Source organism: Streptomyces sp. NPDC091376 (genome assembly GCF_044757085.1).
Classification (GTDB): domain Bacteria; phylum Actinomycetota; class Actinomycetes; order Streptomycetales; family Streptomycetaceae; genus Streptomyces; species Streptomyces pratisoli.
Genome location: NZ_JBIVUF010000001.1, coordinates 368,456 through 390,433 on the forward strand (window position 1 = coordinate 368,456; position 21,978 = coordinate 390,433).

The 21,978-nt window shown below is 72.4% G+C and carries 20 protein-coding genes; 8 read left to right on the plus strand and 12 right to left on the minus strand.

What is annotated here, in order from left to right:
* The first annotated feature begins 98 nt into the window (after positions 1-98).
* Positions 99-860 (plus strand): bifunctional DNA primase/polymerase, encoded by a 762-nt coding sequence (locus ACIQMR_RS01650; protein WP_401381629.1) that lies wholly within the window; start codon positions 99-101, stop codon positions 858-860.
* A gap of 109 nt (positions 861-969) precedes the next feature.
* Here ACIQMR_RS01650 and ACIQMR_RS01655 read toward each other — a convergent pair whose 3' ends face one another.
* From ACIQMR_RS01655 to ACIQMR_RS01685, 7 genes are all read right to left on the minus strand, one after another.
* Complete coding sequence (locus tag ACIQMR_RS01655; RefSeq protein ID WP_401382631.1) at positions 970-1,950, minus strand: hypothetical protein; 981 nt, start codon at positions 1,948-1,950, stop codon at positions 970-972.
* Positions 1,838-2,803, minus strand: a complete 966-nt coding sequence (gene efeU / locus ACIQMR_RS01660; RefSeq protein WP_401381632.1) for an iron uptake transporter permease EfeU — start codon at positions 2,801-2,803, stop codon at positions 1,838-1,840. Before efeU ends, ACIQMR_RS01655 begins: the two co-directional genes overlap by 113 nt.
* A gap of 16 nt (positions 2,804-2,819) precedes the next feature.
* Positions 2,820-4,103 (minus strand): iron uptake transporter deferrochelatase/peroxidase subunit, encoded by a 1,284-nt coding sequence (gene efeB, locus ACIQMR_RS01665; protein WP_401381634.1) that lies wholly within the window; start codon positions 4,101-4,103, stop codon positions 2,820-2,822.
* A 15-nt stretch (positions 4,104-4,118) separates the two neighbouring features.
* Positions 4,119-5,270, minus strand: coding sequence for an iron uptake system protein EfeO (gene efeO, locus ACIQMR_RS01670; RefSeq protein WP_401381636.1), 1,152 nt, complete (start codon positions 5,268-5,270; stop codon positions 4,119-4,121).
* Between the two features lie 180 nt (positions 5,271-5,450).
* The gene (locus ACIQMR_RS01675) at positions 5,451-6,284 is read right to left on the minus strand and encodes a heme ABC transporter ATP-binding protein (RefSeq protein ID WP_401381639.1); all 834 of its coding nucleotides are present in this window, start codon (positions 6,282-6,284) and stop codon (positions 5,451-5,453) included.
* A gap of 47 nt (positions 6,285-6,331) precedes the next feature.
* Positions 6,332-7,408 (minus strand): FecCD family ABC transporter permease, encoded by a 1,077-nt coding sequence (locus ACIQMR_RS01680; protein WP_401382634.1) that lies wholly within the window; start codon positions 7,406-7,408, stop codon positions 6,332-6,334.
* 41 nt (positions 7,409-7,449) lie between these two features.
* The gene (locus ACIQMR_RS01685; protein ID WP_401381641.1) at positions 7,450-8,487 is read right to left on the minus strand and encodes a hemin ABC transporter substrate-binding protein; all 1,038 of its coding nucleotides are present in this window, start codon (positions 8,485-8,487) and stop codon (positions 7,450-7,452) included.
* Between the two features lie 167 nt (positions 8,488-8,654).
* Here ACIQMR_RS01685 and ACIQMR_RS01690 point away from each other — a divergent pair, with 167 nt between their 5' ends.
* The 3 genes from ACIQMR_RS01690 (at position 8,655) to ACIQMR_RS01700 (ending at position 12,456) form a co-directional block, all read left to right on the plus strand.
* Positions 8,655-10,106 carry an HtaA domain-containing protein gene (locus tag ACIQMR_RS01690; protein WP_401381644.1) on the plus strand — a complete coding sequence of 484 codons (1,452 nt, stop codon included), beginning with the start codon at positions 8,655-8,657 and terminating at the stop codon, positions 10,104-10,106.
* 75 nt (positions 10,107-10,181) lie between these two features.
* Entirely contained in the window at positions 10,182-11,702 is a 1,521-nt protein-coding gene (locus tag ACIQMR_RS01695; RefSeq protein ID WP_401381647.1) for an HtaA domain-containing protein, read from the plus strand.
* A 91-nt stretch (positions 11,703-11,793) separates the two neighbouring features.
* Complete coding sequence (locus tag ACIQMR_RS01700; protein WP_401381650.1) at positions 11,794-12,456, plus strand: PhzF family phenazine biosynthesis protein; 663 nt, start codon at positions 11,794-11,796, stop codon at positions 12,454-12,456.
* Positions 12,457-12,506: 50 nt separating this feature from the next.
* Here ACIQMR_RS01700 and ACIQMR_RS01705 read toward each other — a convergent pair whose 3' ends face one another.
* Together ACIQMR_RS01705 and map are read right to left on the minus strand one after the other, a co-directional pair.
* Positions 12,507-13,175 (minus strand): heme oxygenase (biliverdin-producing), encoded by a 669-nt coding sequence (locus tag ACIQMR_RS01705; RefSeq protein WP_401382637.1) that lies wholly within the window; start codon positions 13,173-13,175, stop codon positions 12,507-12,509.
* Between the two features lie 174 nt (positions 13,176-13,349).
* Positions 13,350-14,207 (minus strand): type I methionyl aminopeptidase, encoded by an 858-nt coding sequence (map, locus tag ACIQMR_RS01710; RefSeq protein ID WP_401381652.1) that lies wholly within the window; start codon positions 14,205-14,207, stop codon positions 13,350-13,352.
* Between the two features lie 87 nt (positions 14,208-14,294).
* On the opposite strand from map, the gene ACIQMR_RS01715 reads away from it, so the two are divergent.
* Positions 14,295-14,540: a hypothetical protein gene (locus tag ACIQMR_RS01715; RefSeq protein WP_401381653.1), complete on the plus strand. Its 246-nt coding sequence runs from the start codon at positions 14,295-14,297 to the stop codon at positions 14,538-14,540.
* 19 nt (positions 14,541-14,559) lie between these two features.
* Here ACIQMR_RS01715 and ACIQMR_RS01720 read toward each other — a convergent pair whose 3' ends face one another.
* Both ACIQMR_RS01720 and ACIQMR_RS01725 read right to left on the minus strand, forming a co-directional pair.
* Complete coding sequence (locus ACIQMR_RS01720; protein WP_401381655.1) at positions 14,560-15,858, minus strand: MFS transporter; 1,299 nt, start codon at positions 15,856-15,858, stop codon at positions 14,560-14,562.
* 104 nt (positions 15,859-15,962) lie between these two features.
* Complete coding sequence (locus ACIQMR_RS01725; RefSeq protein ID WP_401381657.1) at positions 15,963-16,568, minus strand: hypothetical protein; 606 nt, start codon at positions 16,566-16,568, stop codon at positions 15,963-15,965.
* A 106-nt stretch (positions 16,569-16,674) separates the two neighbouring features.
* On the opposite strand from ACIQMR_RS01725, the gene npdG reads away from it, so the two are divergent.
* Both npdG and ACIQMR_RS01735 read left to right on the plus strand, forming a co-directional pair.
* Positions 16,675-17,385 (plus strand): NADPH-dependent F420 reductase, encoded by a 711-nt coding sequence (gene npdG, locus ACIQMR_RS01730; protein WP_266374597.1) that lies wholly within the window; start codon positions 16,675-16,677, stop codon positions 17,383-17,385.
* 13 nt (positions 17,386-17,398) lie between these two features.
* Positions 17,399-17,632, plus strand: a complete 234-nt coding sequence (locus ACIQMR_RS01735) for a hypothetical protein (protein WP_401381659.1) — start codon at positions 17,399-17,401, stop codon at positions 17,630-17,632.
* A gap of 29 nt (positions 17,633-17,661) precedes the next feature.
* Here ACIQMR_RS01735 and ACIQMR_RS01740 read toward each other — a convergent pair whose 3' ends face one another.
* Complete coding sequence (locus ACIQMR_RS01740) at positions 17,662-18,468, minus strand: site-2 protease family protein (RefSeq protein WP_401381662.1); 807 nt, start codon at positions 18,466-18,468, stop codon at positions 17,662-17,664.
* 120 nt (positions 18,469-18,588) lie between these two features.
* Here ACIQMR_RS01740 and ACIQMR_RS01745 point away from each other — a divergent pair, with 120 nt between their 5' ends.
* Positions 18,589-21,975: a BTAD domain-containing putative transcriptional regulator gene (locus ACIQMR_RS01745; protein ID WP_401381664.1), complete on the plus strand. Its 3,387-nt coding sequence runs from the start codon at positions 18,589-18,591 to the stop codon at positions 21,973-21,975.
* The last annotated feature ends 3 nt before the right edge of the window (positions 21,976-21,978 follow it).

Here is a 21,978-nt window from a genome sequence, read left to right on the forward strand (position 1 = left end):
CGGCGGCCGGGCGCGCCCGATGGTGGGACGATGGCACCAGCGTCGATGCGCGGTTCCACCGCGCGGACCGGGGCGAGCATTGAGGTGTGAGGGGATAGATGGGCGACGGTATCGGCCGCTACCGCGGCACGGAGAGCAGGCTGTCCTGGGAGAACCGGCTGCCGCAGTGGCTGCGCAGACGCCCCCGGGAGGACGCCGCCGAGGACGAATCGGCCCGTCTGGACCTGCTCCTGGCCACCGCCGCCGCCGGACTGCCGCTCGCGCCCGCCGCATACCCCGCGGGCTACAGCTGTTCCTGTGAGCGCATCGGCTGTCCCACTCCGGCCCGGCATCCCGTCTCGTTCGCGTGGCAGACCCAGTCCACGACCGACCGCGACACGATCGAGCGCTGGGCGGACGACCAGCCCGAGGCCAACTTCATCACCGCGACCGGCATGGTCCACGACGTCCTCGACGTACCGCTGGAAGCCGGCAGTGCCGCCCTGGAGCGGCTGCTCGCGGAGGGCGTCGACGTCGGCCCGGTCGCCGAGTCGGGTGACGGGCGGATGCTGTTCTTCACCGCCACCCGCGGCACTCCCGAGGTCGAGGACGAGTGGTGGCCCTGTGAACTGGACTGCCATCCGGAGACGATGGACGAGCATCCCGGCCTTCGCTGGCACAGCCGTGGCAGCTATGTCCTCGTACCGCCCGCGCGCCTTGCCGACGACGTCGTCATGAGCTGGGCGCGCGGCCCCGAGCACCCGCTGCCGGACCCGCTGACGCTGCTGGAGGCGCTCGCCGACGCCTGCACGAAGTACGCGCAGGACGCGGACTCGCAGGGCCTGGACCACCACTCGGTGGCGTGGCCGCTGAGCCGCTGAGGACGATCCCCGGGCCCGCCGGCGCCGCCGGCCGGGCACCGGCCGGGGGTGTTCTGGAAGCCCCAGTACCGGCCGGGGTTCCGGAAGCCCCCGGCACCGGCCGGGGGTCCTAGGACCCCTTCGCCGACGTCACACCCTGCAGCCTGCTCACGATTCGCACCGAGGGACCGGACCCACCGCTCGGCGCCAGCATGACCGCCTGGCTGGACACCCACTCCTTCGTGAGCGTGCGGTTCACCTGTCCGGACAGCAGCGCCCGCACATCCGGGCCGACCTTCGGCCGGTAGCCCTTCGCCGCCGTCTGCTGGTCGAAGTAGCGCAGCGCGAAGAACACCAGCGCCCCGCCGTCCTCCGTGGCCAGCCCCAGCGGCGCGAAGTCCCCCGTGTCCAGCGCCTGGTCGACGTACTGCGTCTGCAGCCCCGGCCGCCGCGCGTTCTGCTCGCGCACCTGCCGCCACCCGGTCGTGTGCGTGCCTTGTGCGAAGTGCTCCGGCTTGCCGGTCTGCAGGTACGAGGCGTACTCCTCGCTCAGGTCCCGCGGCGCGACCGCCGTCCGCGCGGAGTCCGCGGCCACCGGCTGGGCCCAACCGTCCTTGTCGGTGAGGAACTTCGGCACCGAACCCGGCGACACGATCGCCAGATACGCGGCCTCCCACAGCTGGTTCTTGCCGTTCTTGACGAACACCATCAGCCAGCGGGTGTCCTGATCGCCGGAGTCGGTGTCGCGGTTGCTGTCGACGTCCGCGAGGAACCAGCGTGGCCAGCCCGCCTTCTTCGGGACGTGGAACGTCGCGTCCGTCAGCTCCAGCGGACGGTGCTGCTGATTCCCGCCCGGCGTCGTGATGCTGCGCGCCTTCAGCCCCGCCTGGTTGATCGCTCCGAGCGCACCGGTGACCCGGCCCGCGTTGAGCGCGGGATCGTATGCCTTGTCCGCCCTGTTGTACGCGTCGGTGAAGTCCTTCAGCGCCCGCGCGGCCTCAGCCTTCGTCGCGGACGGTACGACCTCCAGCTCGCCGTGAACCGTCACGCACCCGCTCGCCGCCAGCGACAGCACCGTCACCGCCGCGAGCCCCGTCGCCGCCCGACCCAGCCTGCTCATCGGTTGCCTTCTGCTCCTCGCCCCGCACTGACCGTCCGAACCCTACCGGGGCCAGGAACAGTGCGAGCGTCGGGATCAGATACAGCGCCCACACCGTGACCTGGAGGACCGTCGGGTCCGGCTGGAAGTTGAACACACCCTTCAGCAGGGTGCCGTACCAGCTGTCCGGCGGAACCGTGGCGCTGATGTCGAACGCCTTGTCCGCGAGACCGCCCAGGAACCGGGCCTCCTGCAGGTCGTGCACGCCGTACGCGAACACACCGGCGGCAACGACGACCAGCATCCCGCCCGTCCAGGTGAAGAACCTCGACAGATTGATCCGCAGCGCGCCCCGGTAGAACAGCCAGCTCAGCAGCACCGCGGACGCGATCCCGAGCAGCACCCCGGTCAGCGGGCCCGACGAGCCGCTCGCGTCCGTGGCCGCGCGCACCGACGCCCAGACGAACAGCGCCGTCTCCAGGCCCTCCCGGCCCACCGCCAGGAACGCCGTGACGACCAGCGCACCCGTGCCCATCTGCAGCGCGGCGTCCAGTTTGCCGTGGAGCTCGGCCTTCAGATGCCGCGCGGTGCGCCGCATCCAGAAGACCATCCAGGTGACCAGGCCGACCGCGACGATCGACAGGGAGCCGCCGAGCAGTTCCTGCGCCTCGAACGTCAGCTCCTGCGAGCCGAATTCGAGGGCCGCGCCGAACGCGAGCGACACGGCGCAGGCCACCCCGACACCGATCCAGATCGGTTTCAGGGCGTCCCGGCGGTCCGTCTTCACGAGATACGCGACGAGGATGCAGACGACCAGACCGGCCTCCAGCCCCTCGCGCAGGCCGATCAGATAGTTGCCGAACACAGAGGGTTCCTTCCGCTCAGGAGAACAGCGCCCGGCCCCACCAGTCGTCCTTGTCCCGGACGCCCGGCGGGATCGCGAACAGCGCCGAACCCACGTGCTGGATGTACTCGTTGAGGTCGTCGCTCGCGGCGAGACTCCGCTGCACCGGCACGAAGCCCGCCTCGACGTCCCGCTGGTAGGCGAGGAAGAACAGGCCCGCGTCGAGCCGGCCGAGACCGTCCGTGCCGTCCGTGAAGGAGTAGCCGCGGCGCAGCAGCCTCGCCCCGCCGTTGGTGTCGGGATGCGCGAGGCGCACGTGCGCCGTCGGCAGCATGGCGGGCAGGAACGGCTCGTCGCGCTCCTCGGCCTTGCCGACCGGGGCGCCCTCGCCCTTGTCGCGGCCGAAGATGTCCTCCTGCTCCTGCAGCGAGGTGCGGTCCCAGGTCTCGATGTTCATCCGGATCCGGCGGGCCACGAGATACGAACCGTCCGCCATCCAGGCCGGACCGTCCTTCCGCGACACCCACACATGCCGGTCCAGGGCCGCGGAGTCCGTGCCCGAGATGTTCCGGGTGCCGTCCTTGAAGCCCATCATGTTGCGCGGCGTCTGCTCCTCGGGCGTCGTCGACGACGTCTTGCCGAAGCCCAGTTGGGACCAGCGGACCGCGACCTTGCCGAAGCCGATCCGGGCGAGATTGCGGATCGCGTGCACCGCGACCTGCGGATCGTCCGCGCACGCCTGGACGCACAGATCGCCGCCGCTGCGCGCCGGATCGAGGTTGTCGCCCTTGAACCTGGGCAGCTCGACGAGCGCCGCCGGCCTGTGCTCCTTCAGCCCGAAGCGGCCGTCGAAGAGGGCGGGGCCGAAGCCGATGGTGAGGGTGAGCCGGGAGGGCTTCAGGCCCAGCGCCTCACCGGTGTCGTCCGGCGGCGCCTCGGCGAGACCGCCGTAGGCGCCGTCGCCGACGGCCTGCCCGGCCGTCATCCGCTCGGCGGCCCGCGTCCAGTCCTTCAGCAGCCGGACCAGCTCCGCGCGGTCCTCGGTCTTCACGTCGAAGGACGCGAAGTGCAGCCGGTCCTGCACGGCGGTGGCGATGCCGGCCTGGTGCGTCCCGTGGAACGGGACCGCCGCACCGCTCATGGCGGCGGGCACGGTCACGTCCTCACCGCCGCCCGTCACGGCCGCGACCGCGCCGCCGGCCGCGGCGGCACCGAGCGCGAGCCCGGCACCGCCCCAGCCGAGCAGGGCGCGCCGCGAGGGTGCGGCCGGGGCCGTGGCGGCTTGTGCCGACCCGGGCCGGTCCGTGGTCTCCTCGGCCATCGTGTCCCCCGCCCCTTACTTGACCACGGCCGCGGCGAGCTTGGAGAGCGGCTCGGCCAGGGCGTTCACACCGTCGGAAAGCTCCTTGCGCTGCGCCCCGGTGACCTTGTCGTACGAGGTGAAGACGTACGAGGCCTTGTCCGTACGGTACTTGTCGAGCAGCCCGTTCAGCGCGGCGAACTGCTTGTCGAGCTCGGCGACCAGCTGCGGGTCGTTCTTCGACGCGACCGGCTTCAGCAGCTCGTACGACTTCTGCGCGCCCTCGACGTTCGCCTTGAAGTCGACCAGGTCGGTGTGGGAGTAACGCTCCTCCTCACCCGTGACCTTGCCGGTGGCGACCTCGTCGAGGAGTTCCTTGGCGCCGTTCGCCATCGACGTGGGCGTGATCTCGGCGGTGCCGACGCGCTTCACCCAGTCCGCGAGGTCCTTGTCGAGCGTGTCGGCGAACGTCTTCTCCTCGGCGCCGAGCTTCTTGTCCTGCCACAGGGCCTTCTCCAGGCGGTGCCAGCCGGTCCACTTCTCGCCCGGCTTCAGATCCGCCACGCCGTCCTCGCGGAGGTCGACCTTCGGGTCGATGTCGCCGAACGACTCGGCGACCGGCTCGGTACGCTCCCAGCCGATCCGGGAGTCCGCGTACGCCTTCTTCGCCGCCTCGATGTCGCCGGCGCGGACGGCGTCGGTGAAGACCTTCACCTTCGGCAGCGTCTCGTCGGCCTGCTGCTGCACGTACGTGCGGTACGCGGCGACCGCCTCGTCCATCTCCGGGGAGCGCTTGGCGGCGTTGCCGCCCGTCGCCTTGACCTGCCGGCGGATGCCGTCGCCCTGCATGCCGGGCTTGCAGGCGATCTCGTAGTCACCGGCCTTCACCTCGGCCGTGAGGCTCGCCTTGGTGCCCGGGCCGATGTTCTCGCGCTCGGTGACGATGCGGTCGTCGGGGAAGAGGATGTAGACCTCGGTGACCTTGGAGCCCTTGTTCTCGATGTCCAACCGGACGTGCCCGGCGGGGAATTCCTTCTTGGACACCTCGCAGGAGTCGTCCTTCGCGACGACGGCGATGGCGTCGTCGCCGCCGCCCTTGGCGTCGCTCTTCTCTGCGCAGCCCGTGACGGCGGTGAGAGCGGTCACGGCGGCGACGGCGGTGACGACGGAGAGGCGGGCGGGTCGCATGGCGGGCTCCACGGAAGGACGGGAAAGTGTGGGGTGGTGGCTGGTGAGGCGGGCCTAACTTAACCGAGCCTTACCTGGTCGGTACCTGCTCGTCCAGTGATTCCGCTCTCACCTTCCGGTGGTGGAAACGAGGCGGTAACGGCTCGGCCATGGGCCTCCCTCGGGTGGGTCAAGTGCCGGTCAAACGTCACGTTTCGGCAGGACGAGCGGCGTTCCCGTGCGGGGGTGCGGCAGGACCTCGACCGGCTGCCGGTAGACGTCGCTGAGCAGTTCGTCCCGGAGCACCTCGGCGGGCCGGCCCTCCGCGGCGAGATGCCCGTCGCGGAGCACGGCGACGCGGTCCGCGTACGCCGCGGCGAGGCCGAGGTCGTGCAGGACGACGACGACCGCGTCGCCCGCGGCCGCCCGTTCGCGGCAGATGCGCAGCACCAGTTCCTGGTGGCGCAGATCGAGCGCGGCGGTCGGCTCGTCCAGCAGCAACAGCGGTGCCCGCTGGGCGAGTACGCGGGCCAGCGCGACACGGGCGCGCTCGCCGCCGGACAGCGCGGAGAACGGCCGGGTGGCGAACCCGGCGGTCTCGGTCGCCGCCATCGCGGCCTCGACCGCCGCATCGTCCTCGTCCTCGCGGGCGGTACCCGCCCAGGGCGCGCGGCCCATCCGCACGACGTCCTCGACAAGGAACGGGAACGACAGCGTGGCGGCCTGCGGCAGTACGGCGCGACGCAGCGCGAGCTCCGGCGCGGACCAGTCGGGCACGGGCCGTCCGCCGACGCGCACCTCACCCGCCAACGGCGCGACGTCCCCGGCGAGCGCACTCAGCAGCGTCGACTTCCCGGCCCCGTTGGGACCGACCAGCGCGACGACCTCCCCCGCGCACGCCCTGAGACCGACGCCGGCCACCACCTCCCGCTGCCCGAGCCTGACCCGTAGCCCACGGGCCTCCGCGAGCAGGTCTCCGGGAGAGGGACGGGGCGGCAGTTCCCGTCCCCGCCGTGGGAGAAGCACGTTGATCATGCGGAACCGCCTTGTGTACGGGGGGAGGGGTGGGCCGGTGGGAAGGGTCACGCCCAGCCGCCCTGGGTACGGCGCGTCCTGCGGAGCAGCCAGAAGAAGAAGGGGCTGCCGAACAGCGCCGTCAGGACCCCGAGCGGGAGCTCCGCGGGGGCCGCGACCGTGCGGGCGGCGAGGTCGCCCGCGACCAGGACCACCGCGCCGCCGAGCGCGCTGCCCGGGACGAGGAAGCGGTGCCCGGGGCCGTTCGCCATGCGCAGGAGGTGGGGGACGAGCAGTCCGACGAAGGTGATGATGCCCGACACCGCCACCGCCGCCGCCGTGAGCAGGGCCACCACCAGGATCAGCACCACGCGCAGCCGCTCCACGTCCACCCCCAGGTGCCTGGCCGGGCGTTCACCGAGCGAGAGGAGGTCGAGCCTGCGGGCGTACAGCGGCGCGACGATCAGGCCGGCCACCGCGAACGGCAGCACCGCGAGCACCTTCGGCCACGTCGCCTGCGCCAGCGAGCCGAGCTGCCAGAAGGTGATCTGGGTGATCTGCGCGTTGTCGGCGAAGAACACGAAGAGCCCGATCGTCGCCCCGGCGAACGCGTTCACCGCGATCCCGGTGAGGATCAGCGTCACGACCTCCGTACGGCCGCCGGAACGCGACACCGCGTACACCAGCAGCACCGTGCCGAGCCCGGACACGAACGCGCAGACCGTCACCGTCCAGCCACCGAAGAAGCTCAGTCCCAGCGCGATCGCCCCGACCGCCCCCACCGCCGCGCCCGACGAGATCCCGATGACCCCTGGCTCGGCCAGCGGATTGCCGAACACGCCCTGCATGAGCGCGCCCGCGCAGCCCAGCGACGCCCCGACGAGGAGCGCGAGGACGACCCGCGGCAGCCGGATGTTCCACAGGACGCTCTCCGCGGCCCGGTCCAGCGGATGGCCGCCGAGACCGATCCGGTGCCGGACGGAGGCGAGAACGTCGCCGAGCGGGATGTCGTACGCCCCGAGCCCGGTGGACAGCAGACACAGCAGGAGCAGCGCACCGGCGAGGCCGATGGTGAGGACGTACGCGGCACCGCGCCGGGCGCCCTTCCGCGGTGACGGGTACGGGGGTGAGTCGGGCGGCTCCAGGGGTGTCGTGCCGGCGGACGGCACCGGAGCCGTCGAGGCCGTCACTTCACGTTCCCGTACAACTGCCCCACCAGCGAACTCAGCACCTGGTCCGTGCGCGGCCCGTAGTTCAGCAGCACCCCGTCCTCGATCGAGACCACTCTGCGGTCCATTCCGGCCGGTGTCTCGGCGACCCCGGGGATCTTCACCAGGCCGTCGACCCCGCCCACGGAGTCGAGGCCCTTGCTCATGACGAGGATCGCGTCCGGCGCGGCCTTAGCGAGCGCCTCGCTGGTGATCGGCGTGAAGTCCTTCGTCAGCCCGGACTCCTTGCCCGCGTCGACCGCCCCGGCCGCCTCCAGCAGCGAACTCGCCCCGGACTCCGCCCCGCCCAGGAGATAGACCGCCGCCGAGCCGCGCACGTAGAGGAATGCCACCCGCGGCTTCTCGCCGTTCTTCGCCGGCTCCGGGATCTCCTTCTGCGCAGCCTCGATCCGCTGCTGCGTACGGGACTTCAGGGCATCGCCGGCCGGGGTCACACCGAGCGCCGCCGCGACCGTGCCGATCCGCGACCCGACGTCCGCGAGGCTCTTGGCGGGCTCCACCACGACCAGCGGGATCCCGGCGTCCCGTATCTGCGCGACGGCCTCCGCCGGTCCGGTGGAGGTGTCGGCGAGGACGACCGTCGGCTTCAGCGACAGCACGCTCTCCGCCGAGACGTCGTGCGCACGCGTCACCACCGGCAGGCCGGCGGCCTGTTCGAAGGTGGCGGTGATGTCGCGGGCCACCACCTGCTTGCCCAGACCGAGGGTGAAGACGATCTCGTTGAGCGAACCGGTGAGCGGCACGATCCGGTCGGTCGAGGCGACCGTGACCCGGGTGCCGTCCGCGGAGTCCACGGTGACGGGGAGGCGTGGCTCCGGTGCGGCGGGGAGCGGCTCGACCCGGTCGGGGGCGGTGGCCGGGGCCGCCCCGGTCTTCGCGGCGGCGGGCTCGTTCCTGCCGCCGCAGCCGGTCGCCACCAGGGCGAGTGCGAGCGCCGATACCAGCGCGCCCGCCACGCGAGATCTCCGCACCGAAGGCTCCGTCCTGTCGTCCATGTCATCGACTGTCCACTCGACAGCCCATGCGCATAAGGCCGTTGAAGAGTCACCTGGCGCGTTGTGGACCCCGGGGGAGGCCGTTGGGTGTCCCGGGGCTTCCGGCACAGGCTGTCGATAGCTTAGGTTAGCCTTACCTTGGTCGCCAGCCCTTGAAGGGGTTTCTCATGCTGCCCTCCAGACCGGCCCGCACGCTCACCGTCGTGCTCCTCGCGGCATTGCTGGGAGTCCTGCTCCCGGCGGGCGCGGCGCACGCGGAGAGCCGCACGGTCCAGGGCGGCCGGCTCGACTGGGGCTTCAAGGCCTCCTTCCAGAGCTATGTCACGGGGCCCATCGCGAAGGGCGGCTTCACCCTCACGGGCGGCGCCGCGACCACCGGCGGCGGCCGGTTCCGCTTCCACTCCGCCCGGGGCTCCTACGACCCCGGCACGGGAGCGTTCACGTCCGCCTTCTCCGGCGGTGTGCACTTCCTCGGCCATCGCAAGCCGGACGGAACGCACGAACTCGACCTCGCCATCAGCCGCCCCACCGTCCGCATCAGCGGCGGCAGGGGCACTCTCCACGTCGACATGACCAGTAAGGCCCGGGGCAGCGGCAGGGTCACCACCTCGTCACAGGTCCCGTTCGCCGCGCTGAACCTGTCCGGCATCGACATGCGGGGCGGCACGAGCCCCCTCGGGCTGGTCGACGTCCCCACCACGCTCACCTCGCAGGGCGCGACCGCCTTCGCCGGGTACTACACCGCCGGAACCTCGCTCGACCCGGTGAGCCTCTCCGTCGACGTCGTGGCCCGTGCCGGCAAGCAGCCCACCCGTGACCCCGGCCGCAAGCCGAGCGGGAGCCCGAAGCCCGCCATCACGGCGCCGGCGGGCGCCTTCCGCGACGCCGCCGTCGACTGGGGGGTGCGCCGCACCTTCCGGGAGTACGTCACCGGCTCCATCGCGCAGGGCAAGTGGACCCTCGCCGGGGGCGCCCAGGACGGCGGCGCGCTGTTCCGCTTCCCGCGCGGGAAGGGGACGTACGACCCGCGGAAGCAGACCCTCGACGCGCGCTTCGCCGGTACGGTCCGCTTCACCGGAACCCACCTCGACCTCGGTCTCGGCGCGGTCGCCGTCACCGTACGGAACGGCAGCGGCACCCTCTCCGCCGACGTGACCACCGGCGGCAGGACCGAGAAGGCCGTGCCCCTCATCACCTTCGCGGCCAAGGACTTCACCCCGAAGTCCGGACTCGCCGTCCTCTCCGAGGCCCCGGCCACCCTCACCGAGGGCGGCGCCAAGGCCTTCGGCGGGATGTACAAGGCGGGCACGGTGATGGACCCGGTCTCGCTCGCCGTCGCCGTCGAGGCCACGGCGCAACTCCCCGCCCTGCCCGACCTGGGCAGCGACCCGAGCCCGTCGCCGGCCGAGGCCACCGCCGCACCGAAGGCCTCACCCGTGGCCACCGCCTCCGGAGCTTCGTCGGGCACGGGCGGGTACATCGCGATCGGCGCGGCCGGAGCGGGTGTGCTCGTCGTCGCCGCGATCGCCGTGTACGCCGTCCGCCGCCGCCGTGCCGCGTCCGCCGCCTCTGTCCCGGCAGAGACCGGCGCCACCGCGACCACCGATCCCACCGCATAGACGGATCCCCCCGGATCCAGCGGTTTCCCGCACCAATCACCCCGGCCCACCATGCCTTCGAGGAGACCCCCGACCATGCCAGCCAATGCCCGCCCCATAGCCCTCGCCTCCGCCGTGGCCACCGCCGCCGCCCTCGGCGCAGCCGCTCTCGCCCTGCCCGCCCTCGCGGCGGAGAAAGCCCCCGCGGCGGCGGCGCCCGCGCCCACGCTGGAGCTGAAGGACGGCACGCTGGACTGGGGCTTCAAGGAGTCGTTCCGCAAGTACCTCCTGTTGCCCGTGGCGCACGGCAAGATCACCGTGGCGGACGGCGCCAAGCAGGCCCCGGGCAACGGTGTGTTCACCTTCGTGGACGGCACCGGCACCTACGACACCGGGACGCACGCCACCGCCAACGCGTTCAAGGGCAGCGTGCACTTCACCGGGCACGACGGTGCCCTCGACATCACGATGTCCGACGTGAAGCTCGCCACCAAGGGCTCCGCCGCCCCCGCCGGCGAGATCACCGCGGACGTCGTGGCGAAGAAGATGGACGGCACCGTCGAGTCGAAGAACGACATCGCCATCGCCGCGCTCGACATGACCGGCGTACGACCGGGCCAGGGCACCGGCGGCGCCATGGTCTTCAAGGACATCCCGGCGAAACTGACGAAGGGCGGCGCCGACGCCTTCGCCGGCTTCTACAAGGAGGGTGACGCGCTCGACCCGGCCACGCTCACCGTCAAGGCCGTCACCCCGCCCCCCAGCCCGACCCCGACTCCCACGCCGACCGCCACCACGCCGTCCCCGACCCCGAGCGCGACCACGAAGCCGACCACCACCCCCTCCACCACCCAGGCGCCCGGCAAGGTCCTCAACGGCAGACTGACGTGGGGCGTCAAGGAGTCGTGGCGCACCTACGTGGACAACACCTGCGGCGGAGACATCACGCCGGCCGGCGGTGCGACCAGGAACGGCCAGGTCTACGACTTCGGGTTCGGCAGGGCCGAGCTCGACCAGGCGGACCGCACCGCCGACGCGGGCTTCGTCGGCAGCGTCCTGTTCGAGTGCGCCGCGCACGGCATCAACTGGACCGTCAGCGACGTCAAGGTGAAGGCGACCGGCACGTCCGGCAAGCTCGTCGTGGACGTCACCACCCTCAAGGGCACCAAGAACGACGTGACGTTCGCCGACCTCGACCTCTCCGGGGCCGACTACAACGCCAAGGACGGTGTCGTCACGCTCAAGAACGTCCCGGCCAAGCTCACCAAGGACGGCGCCGCGCAGTTCGCCGGCCCCAACGGCGAGGAGTTCTACCCGCCGGGCACCGTCATCGACCCGGTGACGGTGGCGCTCACCCTCGACGAGGACGCCGAACTGCCCACCACGTCCGGAGGTTCGTCGAACGGCGGCGGCACGGGCGGCTCGACCACCGGTGGCACGGCCGGCGGCGGTACGGCCGGAGGTTCCGTGGGCGGTGGCTCCGTGGGCGGATCCGGCGCCCTCGCCAGCACCGGCTCCGAGGTCCCCGCGGGCGCCCTCCTCGCCGCGTCGGGCGCGATCGCCGCCGCAGGAGCGGGCTTCGTCCTCGTCGTCCGCCGCCGGGCCGCCCAGGTCTGAGTCCCACCCCTCCCGTGGCAGGGCCGCATCCGTCGCCCGGACGGATGCGGCCCTGCCGTGCACGGCCCGACCGGGATGCTTGAATGCCGGAGTGACACACGAACGACCCCGCGGCCTCGACGTCCTCCATGTCTTCTGCGCAGGCGACGGCCGCCACGGCAACGCCCTCGGAGTCGTACGCGACGGGCGCCCGTACCCCGACGAGAGGTCCCGGCAGGAGCTGGCCGCCGAACTGGGCTTCAGCGAGACGGTGTTCGTCGACGACCCCGAGCGCGGAACCGTCGACATCTACACCCCCACCCTGCGGCTGCCGTTCGCCGGGCATCCCCTCGTCGGAGTGGCCTGGCTGCTGGACCTGGAGTGGGTGAACCCGCCCGCGGGCGAGGTATGGGCCCGCTCCGACGGCGAGTTCACCTGGATCACCGCGCGTGCCGAGTGGGCGCCGCCGCGCAGCCTGCGCCGGTACGGGGCGGCCGCCGAGGTCGACGCACTGGACGTGCCGCCGCCCGGCGAGTGGATCTACGCCTGGGCGTGGGAGGACGAAGCCGCCGGCCGGGTCCGCGCCCGTGCGTTCCCCGGGAGGGGAGACGGTATCGACGAGGACGAGGCGACCGGCGCCGCGGCGCTGCTGCTCACCGCACAACTGGGCAGGGCGCTGAACATCACGCAGGGCCGGGGCTCGCAGATCCTCACGGCACCCGGCCCTGACGGCACGATCGAACTGGGCGGCCGTGTACGCCTCGCCGCCCACTGATCCGGCCGGCCGGTGACCGACCGGATGCCCCCTGGGCGACCGGACACCCGCTAGGCGATGAGCGGGCCCCTGCTGTCCGGGGCGTAGGCCTGGCCCAGCTCGCGGAACACCGCGCCGTTGAAGTCGAAGGCGCGCTTGCACTCGTCGATGATCCGCTGCTTCTCCAGGTCGTTCGCGTTCACCTGGTCGAGCAGTTCCCGGTAACCCCGCTTGAACGCGGCCGGGTTGGCGATGTGCTCGAAGACGTAGAAGCGCACGCCGTCGCCCTTGCGCTCGAAGCCCCAGGTCCGCTCCGCCTTGTCGCGGATGATCTGGCCGCCGGAGAGGTCCCCGAGATAGCGGGTGTAGTGGTGGGCCACATAGCCCGCGGGCCAGGTGCGGGCGCACTCCTCGACCCGCGCCGCGTACGCCGCCGTCGCGGGCAGCGCCTGGAGACCGTCGCGCCAGTCCGCGCCCCGCAGATGCCGCAGATCGCGCTCCAGCTCGGCCGTACGGAACAGCTCCGGCTGGATGAAGGGGCCGGCGACGGGATCCTCCCGGAGCGACTCGGCGGCGTCCTCCAGCGCCCGGTACACGAACCACAGCTGCTCCGTGTACCGCGCGAACGCGTCCACCGCGAGCCGGCCGCCCAGCAGGTCGCTCATGAAGGTCGACGTCTCCGCCTCGGTGTGCTGCTCGTGCGACGCGACGCGGATCAGGGTCGAGAAGGGCGTGTCCAGCGTGTCCAAGGCGGGCCTCCGGGGACCGATGGGGACGGGAACCAGTAGGATCCTGCTACTTAGGCTTACCTAAGTCAACTGGTTCCCGACGACCTGTCGGTAAAAACGCTACCCGCGATCCGCCTCACGGCAACGTCTGTCTTTCGGCGATGCCCGTCCAGGGCGGCGTCCGTCTCAGGGCAGCGTCAGGATCTCCGCCCCGCTGTCCGTCACCACCAGCGTGTGCTCGAACTGGGCGGTGCGCTTGCGGTCCTTCGTGACCACGGTCCAGCCGTCGTCCCACATGTCGTACTCATGCGTGCCGAGCGTCAGCATCGGCTCGATGGTGAAGGTCATGCCGGGCTGGATGACCGTGGTGGCGTGCGGGCTGTCGTAGTGCGGAATGATCAGTCCGGAGTGGAACGAGGAGTTGATGCCGTGTCCGGTGAAGTCGCGCACGACCCCGTAGCCGAACCGCTTCGCGTACGACTCGATGACCCGCCCGATGATGTTGATCTGGCGTCCCGGCCTGACCGCCTTGATGGCCCTGGCCAGCGCCTCCCGCGTCCGCTCGACCAGGAGCCGGGACTCCTCGTCCACGTCGCCGCACAGATAGGTGGCGTTGTTGTCGCCGTGCACACCGTTGATGTACGCGGTGACGTCCAGGTTCACGATGTCGCCGTCGCGCAGCACCGTGGAGTCGGGGATGCCGTGGCAGATCACCTCGTTGAGCGAGGAGCACAGCGACTTCGGGAAACCGCGGTAGCCGAGCGTCGACGGGTAGGCCCCGTGGTCGCACATGAACTCGTGCGCGACACGGTCCAGTTCGTCCGTGGTCACCCCGGGAGCGATGAGCTTCGCGGCTTCCGCCATCGCCTGCGCGGCGATACGGCCCGCGAGACGCATGCTCTCGATCGTCTCGGCGTTCTGGATCTCCGGCCCGGAGTACGGCGTCGGCGCGGGCTTCCCGACGTACTCGGGGCGCCGGATGTTTCCGGGTACGGAACGGGTGGGAGAGAGCTTCCCTGGTACGAGCAGCGACTGGCCAGACATGCCAGCGAGTCTAACCGGGGGTTCCCCGCGTCCAGGGGCGCAGGGCAAGGCGGTGGGGCAGCATGGCGTCAGAGGAAGGAGCCGACGATGGCCCTGTTCAAGAAGCGCACGGTGGGCAAGCCGGGTGAGTGGTACTACTGCCTGGAGCACAAGAAGGTGGAGGAGGGACCGGAGTGCCCGGCCAAGGACCGCTTCGGTCCGTACGCCACCCGTCAGGAGGCCGAGCACGCCATGGAGACCGCGCGCGAGCGGAACCTGGAGTGGGAGAACGACCCCCGGTGGCACGACGCCGCGCGCGGCCGGGACGCGGCGCCCGACGACGCGTCCGACTGACGGCGACCCGGCCGACCGGTCAGATCGCGGCCTCCGCCGCCGCCGTCTCCTCCTTCTGAGCGCGGCGGCGCAGTGCGTCCTCGTCCGTCGCCGCGTCGTAGGTGACGAGCTTCGGCAGCACCGCGGTGAGCAGACCGACCGAGGCCACGCAGAGCACCCCGCCGCTCCAGAACGCCGCACGGGTGCCGGTCCAGCCGGCCGCCGCACCCGCGCGGACCTGGCCCAGCTGCGGGCCCACGCTGTAGGACAGCACCTCGATGCCCGCGAGCCGGCCGCGCAGGGACTCGGGGATCGTCTGGTTCCAGATCGTGGACCTGCCGAGACCGCTGAGCATGTCGCCGGCTCCCGCGAACGCGAGGCACAGCAGCACCAGCCAGATGTTCGTGAACCAGCCGGCCGCGGCGATCGCGAGCCCCCAGCCGGCGGCGCCGAACACCACGAACAGCCCGTGCCGGCGCACCCGGGAGGTCCAGCCGCTGGTCAGGCTCAGCACGATCGAACCCACCGACCCCGCCGCGTACATCAGCCCCAGCGACCACTCCGCGTCCAGTTCGTCGGCGAGGAACGGGAAGATCGTGTTGGGGAACGCGAAGAACATCGCGGCCAGGTCGACCGCGTACGTACCGAGCAGCACCGGCCGGCTCCACGCGTACCGCGCCCCCTCGGCGATGCCCCGCAGCGACGGCTTGTCCGCGTCGTGGGCGGGCGGCGCGGGGGAGAGCCGCGAGCACATCAGCACGGAGACGACGAAGCCGAGGGCGGTCGTGGCGTACGCCGTGGCATGGCCCGCGTACGCCACGACCAGACCGGCCAGGGCCGGCCCGGCGATCGCGCCTAGCTGCCAGCGCAGGGCGTTCAGCGCGGCGGCCGCGGTCTGCTGGTCGTGCGGCACGATCCGGGCCATCAGCGAGTCCAGCGCCGGCCGCTGGAGCCCGGCCAGTGCGGAGACCCCGGCCGCGACGACGTACAGCGGCCACAGCGTGGGCTCCGGCAGCAGCGCGTTCACCAGCAGGATCACCGCCATCACGGCCATGCCGGCCTCGGTGAGCTGGAGCACCCTGCGCCGGTCGACGGCATCGGCGAGCGCCCCGCCGTACAGCCCGAACACGACCAGCGGCACGAGCTCGACGGCCCCCATGGCGCCGACCGCGAGCGGCGAGCCGGTCAGCTCCTTGATCTGCAGCGGCAGCGCGATCATCGCCATGAAGCTGCTGAAGAAGGTGACGAGGCCCTGGACCCACAGGAGCCGGAAGTCCCGCGAGGACCGCCAGGGCGACAGATCGGGGAGGAGCGTGCGCCCGTTGCGTCGTGATGCCACGACCCCTGATCCTCCGTGCGCGCCACGCCCCCCGGCAACCGGGTTTTCCCGGGACGGAGTCCTGCCCGGTTTCCCCCGGGACGGAGTCCTGCCTGCGACGCCCGCTACCAGCGCGGTGGCGGCGGAGCGGTCAGCTGGTCCGCCAGGCGCGAGAGCCGGTCGCGAAGACGGCGCCGGCCGCGCCGCGCGGACGGGAGCACGTTCTCCCCCGCCGCCGCGCTGACCAGATGCTGCACCGTGTCGAGGTCCACCTCCGCCGACCCGCTCACGGTGAGCGCCTCGTGCGCGAGCCCCAGCACCTCGGGGTCACCCGCGTCCAGCGACAGCACCGTCGCCCCGGAGCGCCTGGCGTCGTGGACCCGTTCCAGCAGCCCGGCGTCCGGCCGCTGCGGCGCCACCACCAGCAGCGTCTCCCCGCGACCGGCCGCCGCGACCCGGCCCAGCCCCACGGCCAGGTGCGCCGGGTCCCCGGCCCGCACCCGGTGCCGCACGAGCGTGGGCGCCAGCTCGGGCTGCCCCGACCAGGCGGCCTCGTCCACGAGGTGCGCGGCGAGGTGCCACGGCTCGTACTCCTCGGTCCCCACCAGCAGCAGCCCACCGCCCTGCGGGACGACGGAGGAGCGCAGCGCACCCGCGAACCGGCGGGCGGCCGCGGGCCACTCGGTCCCGGCGAGGACCTCTCGCAACAGCGCGACACGTACGGCATCCATGGCCCGGCATCCTGCCGCACGGGCACGGATCCCGGGGCCCGGTCGGCCGTACTCCACCCGTACGGGACGACGGCGCCCGGCCACTACCTGCGAGTAAGGTCGGATCATGACTTCCGAAGACAACGCCAGCGCCCCGAAGCCCGCAGCCAAGGACCCCTGGGACCTCCCCGACGTGTCCGGTCTCGTCGTCGGCGTTCTCGGCGGCACCGGTGACCAGGGCCGTGGTCTCGCCTACCGGCTCGCCCGCGCCGGACAGAAGGTGATCATCGGTTCCCGGGCCGCCGAGCGTGCCGCGACCGCCGCGGCCGAGCTGGGCCTCGGCATCGAGGGTGCCGAGAACGCGGAGTGCGCCCGGCGCAGCGACGTGGTGATCGTGGCCGTGCCGTGGGACGGACACGGCAAGACCCTGGAGGCGCTGCGCTCCGAGCTCGCCGGAAAGCTCGTCGTCGACTGTGTGAACCCGATCGGCTTCGACAAGAAGGGCGCCTACGCGCTGAAGCCCGAGGAGGGCAGCGCCGCCGAGCAGGCCGCGGCCCTGCTGCCGGAGTCCCGGGTGACCGCCGCGTTCCACCATCTCTCCGCGGTGCTGCTGCAGGACGAGTCGATCGAGGAGATCGACACCGATGTGCTGGTGCTGGGCGAGACACGCGCCGACACGGACATCGTGCAGGCGCTCGCGGGCCGGGTCCCCGGTATGCGCGGCGTCTTCGCCGGCCGGCTGCGGGGCGCCCACCAGGTGGAGTCGCTCGTCGCCAATCTGATCTCGGTGAACCGCCGCTACAAGGCACACGCGGGCCTGCGCGTGACCGACGTCTGACCGGCGCCCCGGCATGGGGGACACTGGTCCGGAAACACCCGTGACCGGACAGGAGCCGACCCCCATGCCCCGCCTCGCCCTCTACGCCCTCGTCATCTGTGTCCTCGCCGTCGCCGCGGCGGTCGTCTCGTTCGTCGAGGGCAGCTGGCTGGGGATCGTGTGGGTGCTGCTCGCCGGTGTGTCGTCGAACATGGCGATCTACTACCTCCGCCGTGGCAGGGCGTCGCGCACGACGTCCACCGGCTGACCGCTTCCGTCAGCGGCTGACGGTCTCCGTCACCGGCTGACCGCGTCCGTACAGGCCGGGTACTGCTCGGTCCAGAAGCGGTACAGGTCCTGGCCGCAGGCGACCTCCGCCCGTGAGACCCCGAGGCCGTCCATGAGGGCGAAGATCGCGTCGAAGAACGCGTGGTTGACCTCGGGGATGAAGAGGATGCCGAAGACGGCCAGCAGGCCGAACGGCGCGAACGGCTCCACCTGGCGGCGGAAGCCCGGCGACAGCCAGGGCTCGATCACGCCGTACCCGTCCAGGCCCGGGACCGGCAGGAAGTTCAGGATCGCGGCCGTCACCTGCAGCAGCGCCAGGAACGCCAGGGCGAAGCGGAACGCGAACGGAACGCCGTCGAGCGCGCCCAGCCAGAACGGTGCCGTGCACACGACCGCGAACAGCACGTTCGTCAGCGGGCCCGCCGCGGAGATCAGGCTGTGCTTCCAGCGGCCCCGGATGCGGTGCCGCTCGATGAAGACCGCGCCGCCGGGCAGACCGATTCCGCCCATGATCACGAAGAGGACGGGCAGCACGATGCTCAGCACGGCGTGGGTGTACTTGAGCGGGTTGAGCGTCAGATAGCCCTTCGCGGCCACGGTGAGGTCACCGCTGTGCAGCGCGGTGCGGGCGTGCGCGTACTCGTGAAGGCAGAGCGAGACGATCCACGCGGCCGTGACGAACAGGAACACCGTGAAACCGAGGCTGGGCGAGGCGTCCGCCCAGACCGCCCAGCCGGTGACCGCCATGATCGCGCCGATGCCGAGGAAGACGGGTGAGATCCGCCGCTCGCTGCTGCGGGTGGTGGCCGAGGTCATGGACGAGGCTCCCGGGGTGGATGGCCGGCAGGGCATGCCGACCGTACAGACCGTACAGGCGGTACGGCGGAAACGTCCCGGGTGCCGAGGAGAGTTCCGCGCGTCACGGAGAATGGGCAGGTGCGCTACTCCGTACTCGGCACCACGCAGGCCTTTCACGACGACGGCAGCCCCGCCGCGCTCGGCGGAGCGCGGCTGCGGACGCTGGTGGCCGTGCTGGCCCTGCGCGGCGGACGCACCGTCCCGGTCGGTGTGCTCGTCGACGAGGTGTGGGACGGCGACGCCCCCGCCGACGCGGTCGGGGCGGTACAGGCCCTGGTGGGGCGGGCACGGCGAGCCCTCGGGCACGGCGCCGTGGTCTCGGTGGACGGCGGATACCGGCTGAGCGCCGAACCCGACGACATCGACCTGCACCGCTTCGAGCGCCTCGCGGGTGAGGGGGCACGAGCCCTCGCGCAGCGCGACCCGGGCAAGGCCCTGGATCTCCTCGACGAAGCGCTCGGACTGTGGCGGGGCCCCGTCCTGGCCGACCTGCCGGACCGTGCGCCCGAGGTGGCCCGCTGGGAGGCGCGACGGCTGGCCGCCCGCCGCACCCGGCTGTCGGCGGCGCTCGCGCTGGGCCGGGCGGAGGAGACGCTGACGGAGCTCGCCGGGCTCTGCGACGACCATCCCCTCGACGAAGACCTGCACGCGCTGCGCATTCGCGCCCTGCGCGCCGCCGGGCGTACGGCGCAGGCCCTCGCGGCGTACGAGTCCGCCCGGCGGGAACTGTCCGCCCGGCTGGGCACGGACCCGGGTCCGGAGCTGCGCGCACTGCACGCGGAACTGCTTCGACCGGACCCGGAGGTGCGGCCTGCCGCGTCCGACGGGCGCGCCGGCAACCTGCGCGCCCGGCTCACGAGCTTCGTGGGGCGCGAGGCCGACATCGACGCCATCCGCGAGGACCTCACCCGGGCGCGCCTCGTCACGCTGCTCGGCCCCGGCGGTGCCGGCAAGACCCGGCTCTCGCTGGAGAGCGCCGATCGGGCCGTGGGCGCGTATCCGGACGGGGTCTGGCTGGTGGAACTTGCGCCCGTCGGCGACCCCGAGAACGTTCCCGAGGCCGTGCTCACCGCGCTCGGGGCGCGTGAGACCGTGCTGCGCGGCGCCAAGGCGGAGGAACTGCGCAACGCGTCCGACCGGCACGGCGACGACCCGCTCGTACGGCTCGTCGAACACTGCGCACGCCGGCGCATGCTGATCGTCCTCGACAACTGCGAGCATGTCGTGGCGGCGGCGGCACGGTTGTGCGAGCAATTGCTGGAGGGCTGCCCCGCGCTCACGGTCCTCGCCACCAGCCGTGAACCGCTGGGCGTGCCCGGGGAGGCGGTGCGTCCGGTCGGCCCGCTGCCGGGGCCGATGGCGCTGCGGCTGTTCGCCGACCGTGGCGCGTCCGCGAACCCGCTGTTCCGGATCGACGCCGGTACGGACGCGGAGGCCGGTGCAGGCACCGACACGGGCACGGGTGCCGGTACCGACGCCGAGGCGGCCGCGGAGATCTGCCGCCGGCTCGACGGACTGCCGCTCGCCATCGAACTCGCCGCGGCGCGGCTGCGGATGCTGACCCCGCGCCAGATCGCCGACCGCCTCGACGACCGCTTCCAGCTCCTGACCAGCGGCAGCCGCACCGTCCTGCCACGCCAGCAGACGCTGCGCGCGGTCGTCGACTGGTCCTGGGACCTCCTCGACGACGCCGAACGCACCGTCCTTCGCCGCCTCTCCGTGTTCGCCCGTGGCTGCGAGCTCGCGGCAGCGGAACACGTCTGCGCCACGAGACCTCCGACCACCGCGGGGGCCGCCTCCATCGACGCCCGTGACGTCATGTCCGTACTCGGCGCACTTGTCGACAAATCGCTGGTGGTCGCCGAGGTGTCGGCCGACGGCCGCATGCGCTACCGGCTGCTGGAGACGGTGAGCGAGTACGCCGCCGAGCGGCTCGACGCGGCGGGCGACCGGACGGACGCCGAGCGGGCCCATCTCACGTACTACCGGGAACTGGCACGTCGTACCGACCCGTTGCTGCGCGGTCCCGAGCAGAACGCCGCCGTCGCCCGGCTGGAGCTGGAGTACGAGAACCTGCGTACCGCGCTGCGCCGGGCGACCGCCGCCGGCGACGAGGAGGAGGGGCTGTGCCTGGTCCTCGCGCTGGCCTGGTACTGGCAGATGCGGAATCTGCGTGCCGACGCCAGGCACTGGGCACAGGCCGTCGCCGGTCTCGGGCCCGACCCGTTCGAACCGCCCCTCACTCCCGCCGCGCCACTGCACACACCCGTGACCGACACACCTCCGCCGATGGGGCCGGAACAGTTGCTGGAGGCGCGGCGCGGAGTGCGGCTGATCGGGATGGCCAGCCTGGAGCACGGGCTGGACGACTGGCTGACCCCGGAGCGGACGGCGTGGCTCCATCGGGTCACCGAGGTCTATCGCCCCGGGCTGCCGCAGACCTGCCGTTTCCCCGGGAATCTCTGGTTCTTCGCGCTCGTCATCACCGGAGACGCCGAGCGGCTCCGCCATGTGCTGGACGCCACCGTGCACGGTTGTGAGGAGTCCGGCGACGAGTGGTCGCTGGGCGCAGCCCTCCAGATGCGTGCCAACATCCTGGCCAATCGCAGCGAATGGGCCGGCGACGCGAGCGCCGACGCCGACCGCAGCCTGGAGATCTTCGAGCGGCTCGGTGATCTGTGGGGCGCGGCCGAGGCGCTGTCCGCTCGGGGCGAGGCGCGGGAACGGCGCGGTGAGTTCCGGCTCGCCGCAGAGGACTTCGCGGCGGCCGTCGACCGCGCCGAGCGGCTCGGCGCCCAGAGCCAGGTGCCGCTGCTGCGGTCCCGGCTGGCCGGCGTCCTCGTCGAACTGGACCGCGGCGAGGAGGCCGAGGCCATCCTCCGGGACGTGCTCGCCGAGGCCGGCGAGGGCGGCGCCGCCTACGAGGCCCTGCCCGCCGCCCGGCTCTTCCTGGCCCTGCAGCTGGGCCGCACCGGCCGCACGGCGCAGGCGCGCGAGCAACTGGACCTGCTCGCGGAGGAGTTCCGCTCCTCCACCCTCGCCATCTTCGAGGGTTTCCGGCTGGGCTGCGTCGCCTGGCTGGACTGTCTGGAGGGCCGGTACGAGGACGCCCTGGACCACGCACACCAGGCGCTCGAGCGCGCGCTCACCCCGCTGTCGGCCATGGTCGCTCCGCACATGCCCGCGACCCATCTGGTGAGCGCGGCCGAGGCGCTCGCCGGGCTCGGACCGGAACCGGCCGCCGACGCCGCACGGCTCCTCGGCGCGTACGAGCATGTGCTGCCGGCCGGGCATGTCGTGGCCGCCTCCCTGGAGCGGGACAACCGCGCCCGCGCGGAACGCAGCGCCCGCGCCGCGCTCGGCGACGCGGACTTCGAGGCCCGCTACGCCGAGGGCGGCGACCTCACCCTGGAGGAGGCCGCCGCCCTCGTACACGACCGGAACCGAAGGCTCAGGACCGCGTAGCGC

Bases quoted from the DNA above. Each gene is read 5' to 3' on its own strand.
- ACIQMR_RS01735 (WP_401381659.1), top strand. From the start codon at position 17,399: ATGGGGGACACTGGTCCGGAAACACCCGTGACCGGACAGGAGCCGACC.
- efeB (WP_401381634.1), bottom strand. From the start codon at position 4,103: ATGGCCGAGGAGACCACGGACCGGCCCGGGTCGGCACAAGCCGCCACG.
- ACIQMR_RS01690 (WP_401381644.1), top strand. From the start codon at position 8,655: ATGCTGCCCTCCAGACCGGCCCGCACGCTCACCGTCGTGCTCCTCGCG.
- npdG (WP_266374597.1), top strand. From the start codon at position 16,675: ATGACTTCCGAAGACAACGCCAGCGCCCCGAAGCCCGCAGCCAAGGAC.
- map (WP_401381652.1), bottom strand. From the start codon at position 14,207: ATGTCTGGCCAGTCGCTGCTCGTACCAGGGAAGCTCTCTCCCACCCGT.
- ACIQMR_RS01715 (WP_401381653.1), top strand. From the start codon at position 14,295: ATGGCCCTGTTCAAGAAGCGCACGGTGGGCAAGCCGGGTGAGTGGTAC.
- ACIQMR_RS01685 (WP_401381641.1), bottom strand. From the start codon at position 8,487: ATGGACGACAGGACGGAGCCTTCGGTGCGGAGATCTCGCGTGGCGGGC.
- ACIQMR_RS01650 (WP_401381629.1), top strand. From the start codon at position 99: ATGGGCGACGGTATCGGCCGCTACCGCGGCACGGAGAGCAGGCTGTCC.
- efeO (WP_401381636.1), bottom strand. From the start codon at position 5,270: ATGCGACCCGCCCGCCTCTCCGTCGTCACCGCCGTCGCCGCCGTGACC.
- ACIQMR_RS01725 (WP_401381657.1), bottom strand. From the start codon at position 16,568: ATGGATGCCGTACGTGTCGCGCTGTTGCGAGAGGTCCTCGCCGGGACC.
- ACIQMR_RS01740 (WP_401381662.1), bottom strand. From the start codon at position 18,468: ATGACCTCGGCCACCACCCGCAGCAGCGAGCGGCGGATCTCACCCGTC.
- ACIQMR_RS01675 (WP_401381639.1), bottom strand. From the start codon at position 6,284: ATGATCAACGTGCTTCTCCCACGGCGGGGACGGGAACTGCCGCCCCGT.
- ACIQMR_RS01695 (WP_401381647.1), top strand. From the start codon at position 10,182: ATGCCAGCCAATGCCCGCCCCATAGCCCTCGCCTCCGCCGTGGCCACC.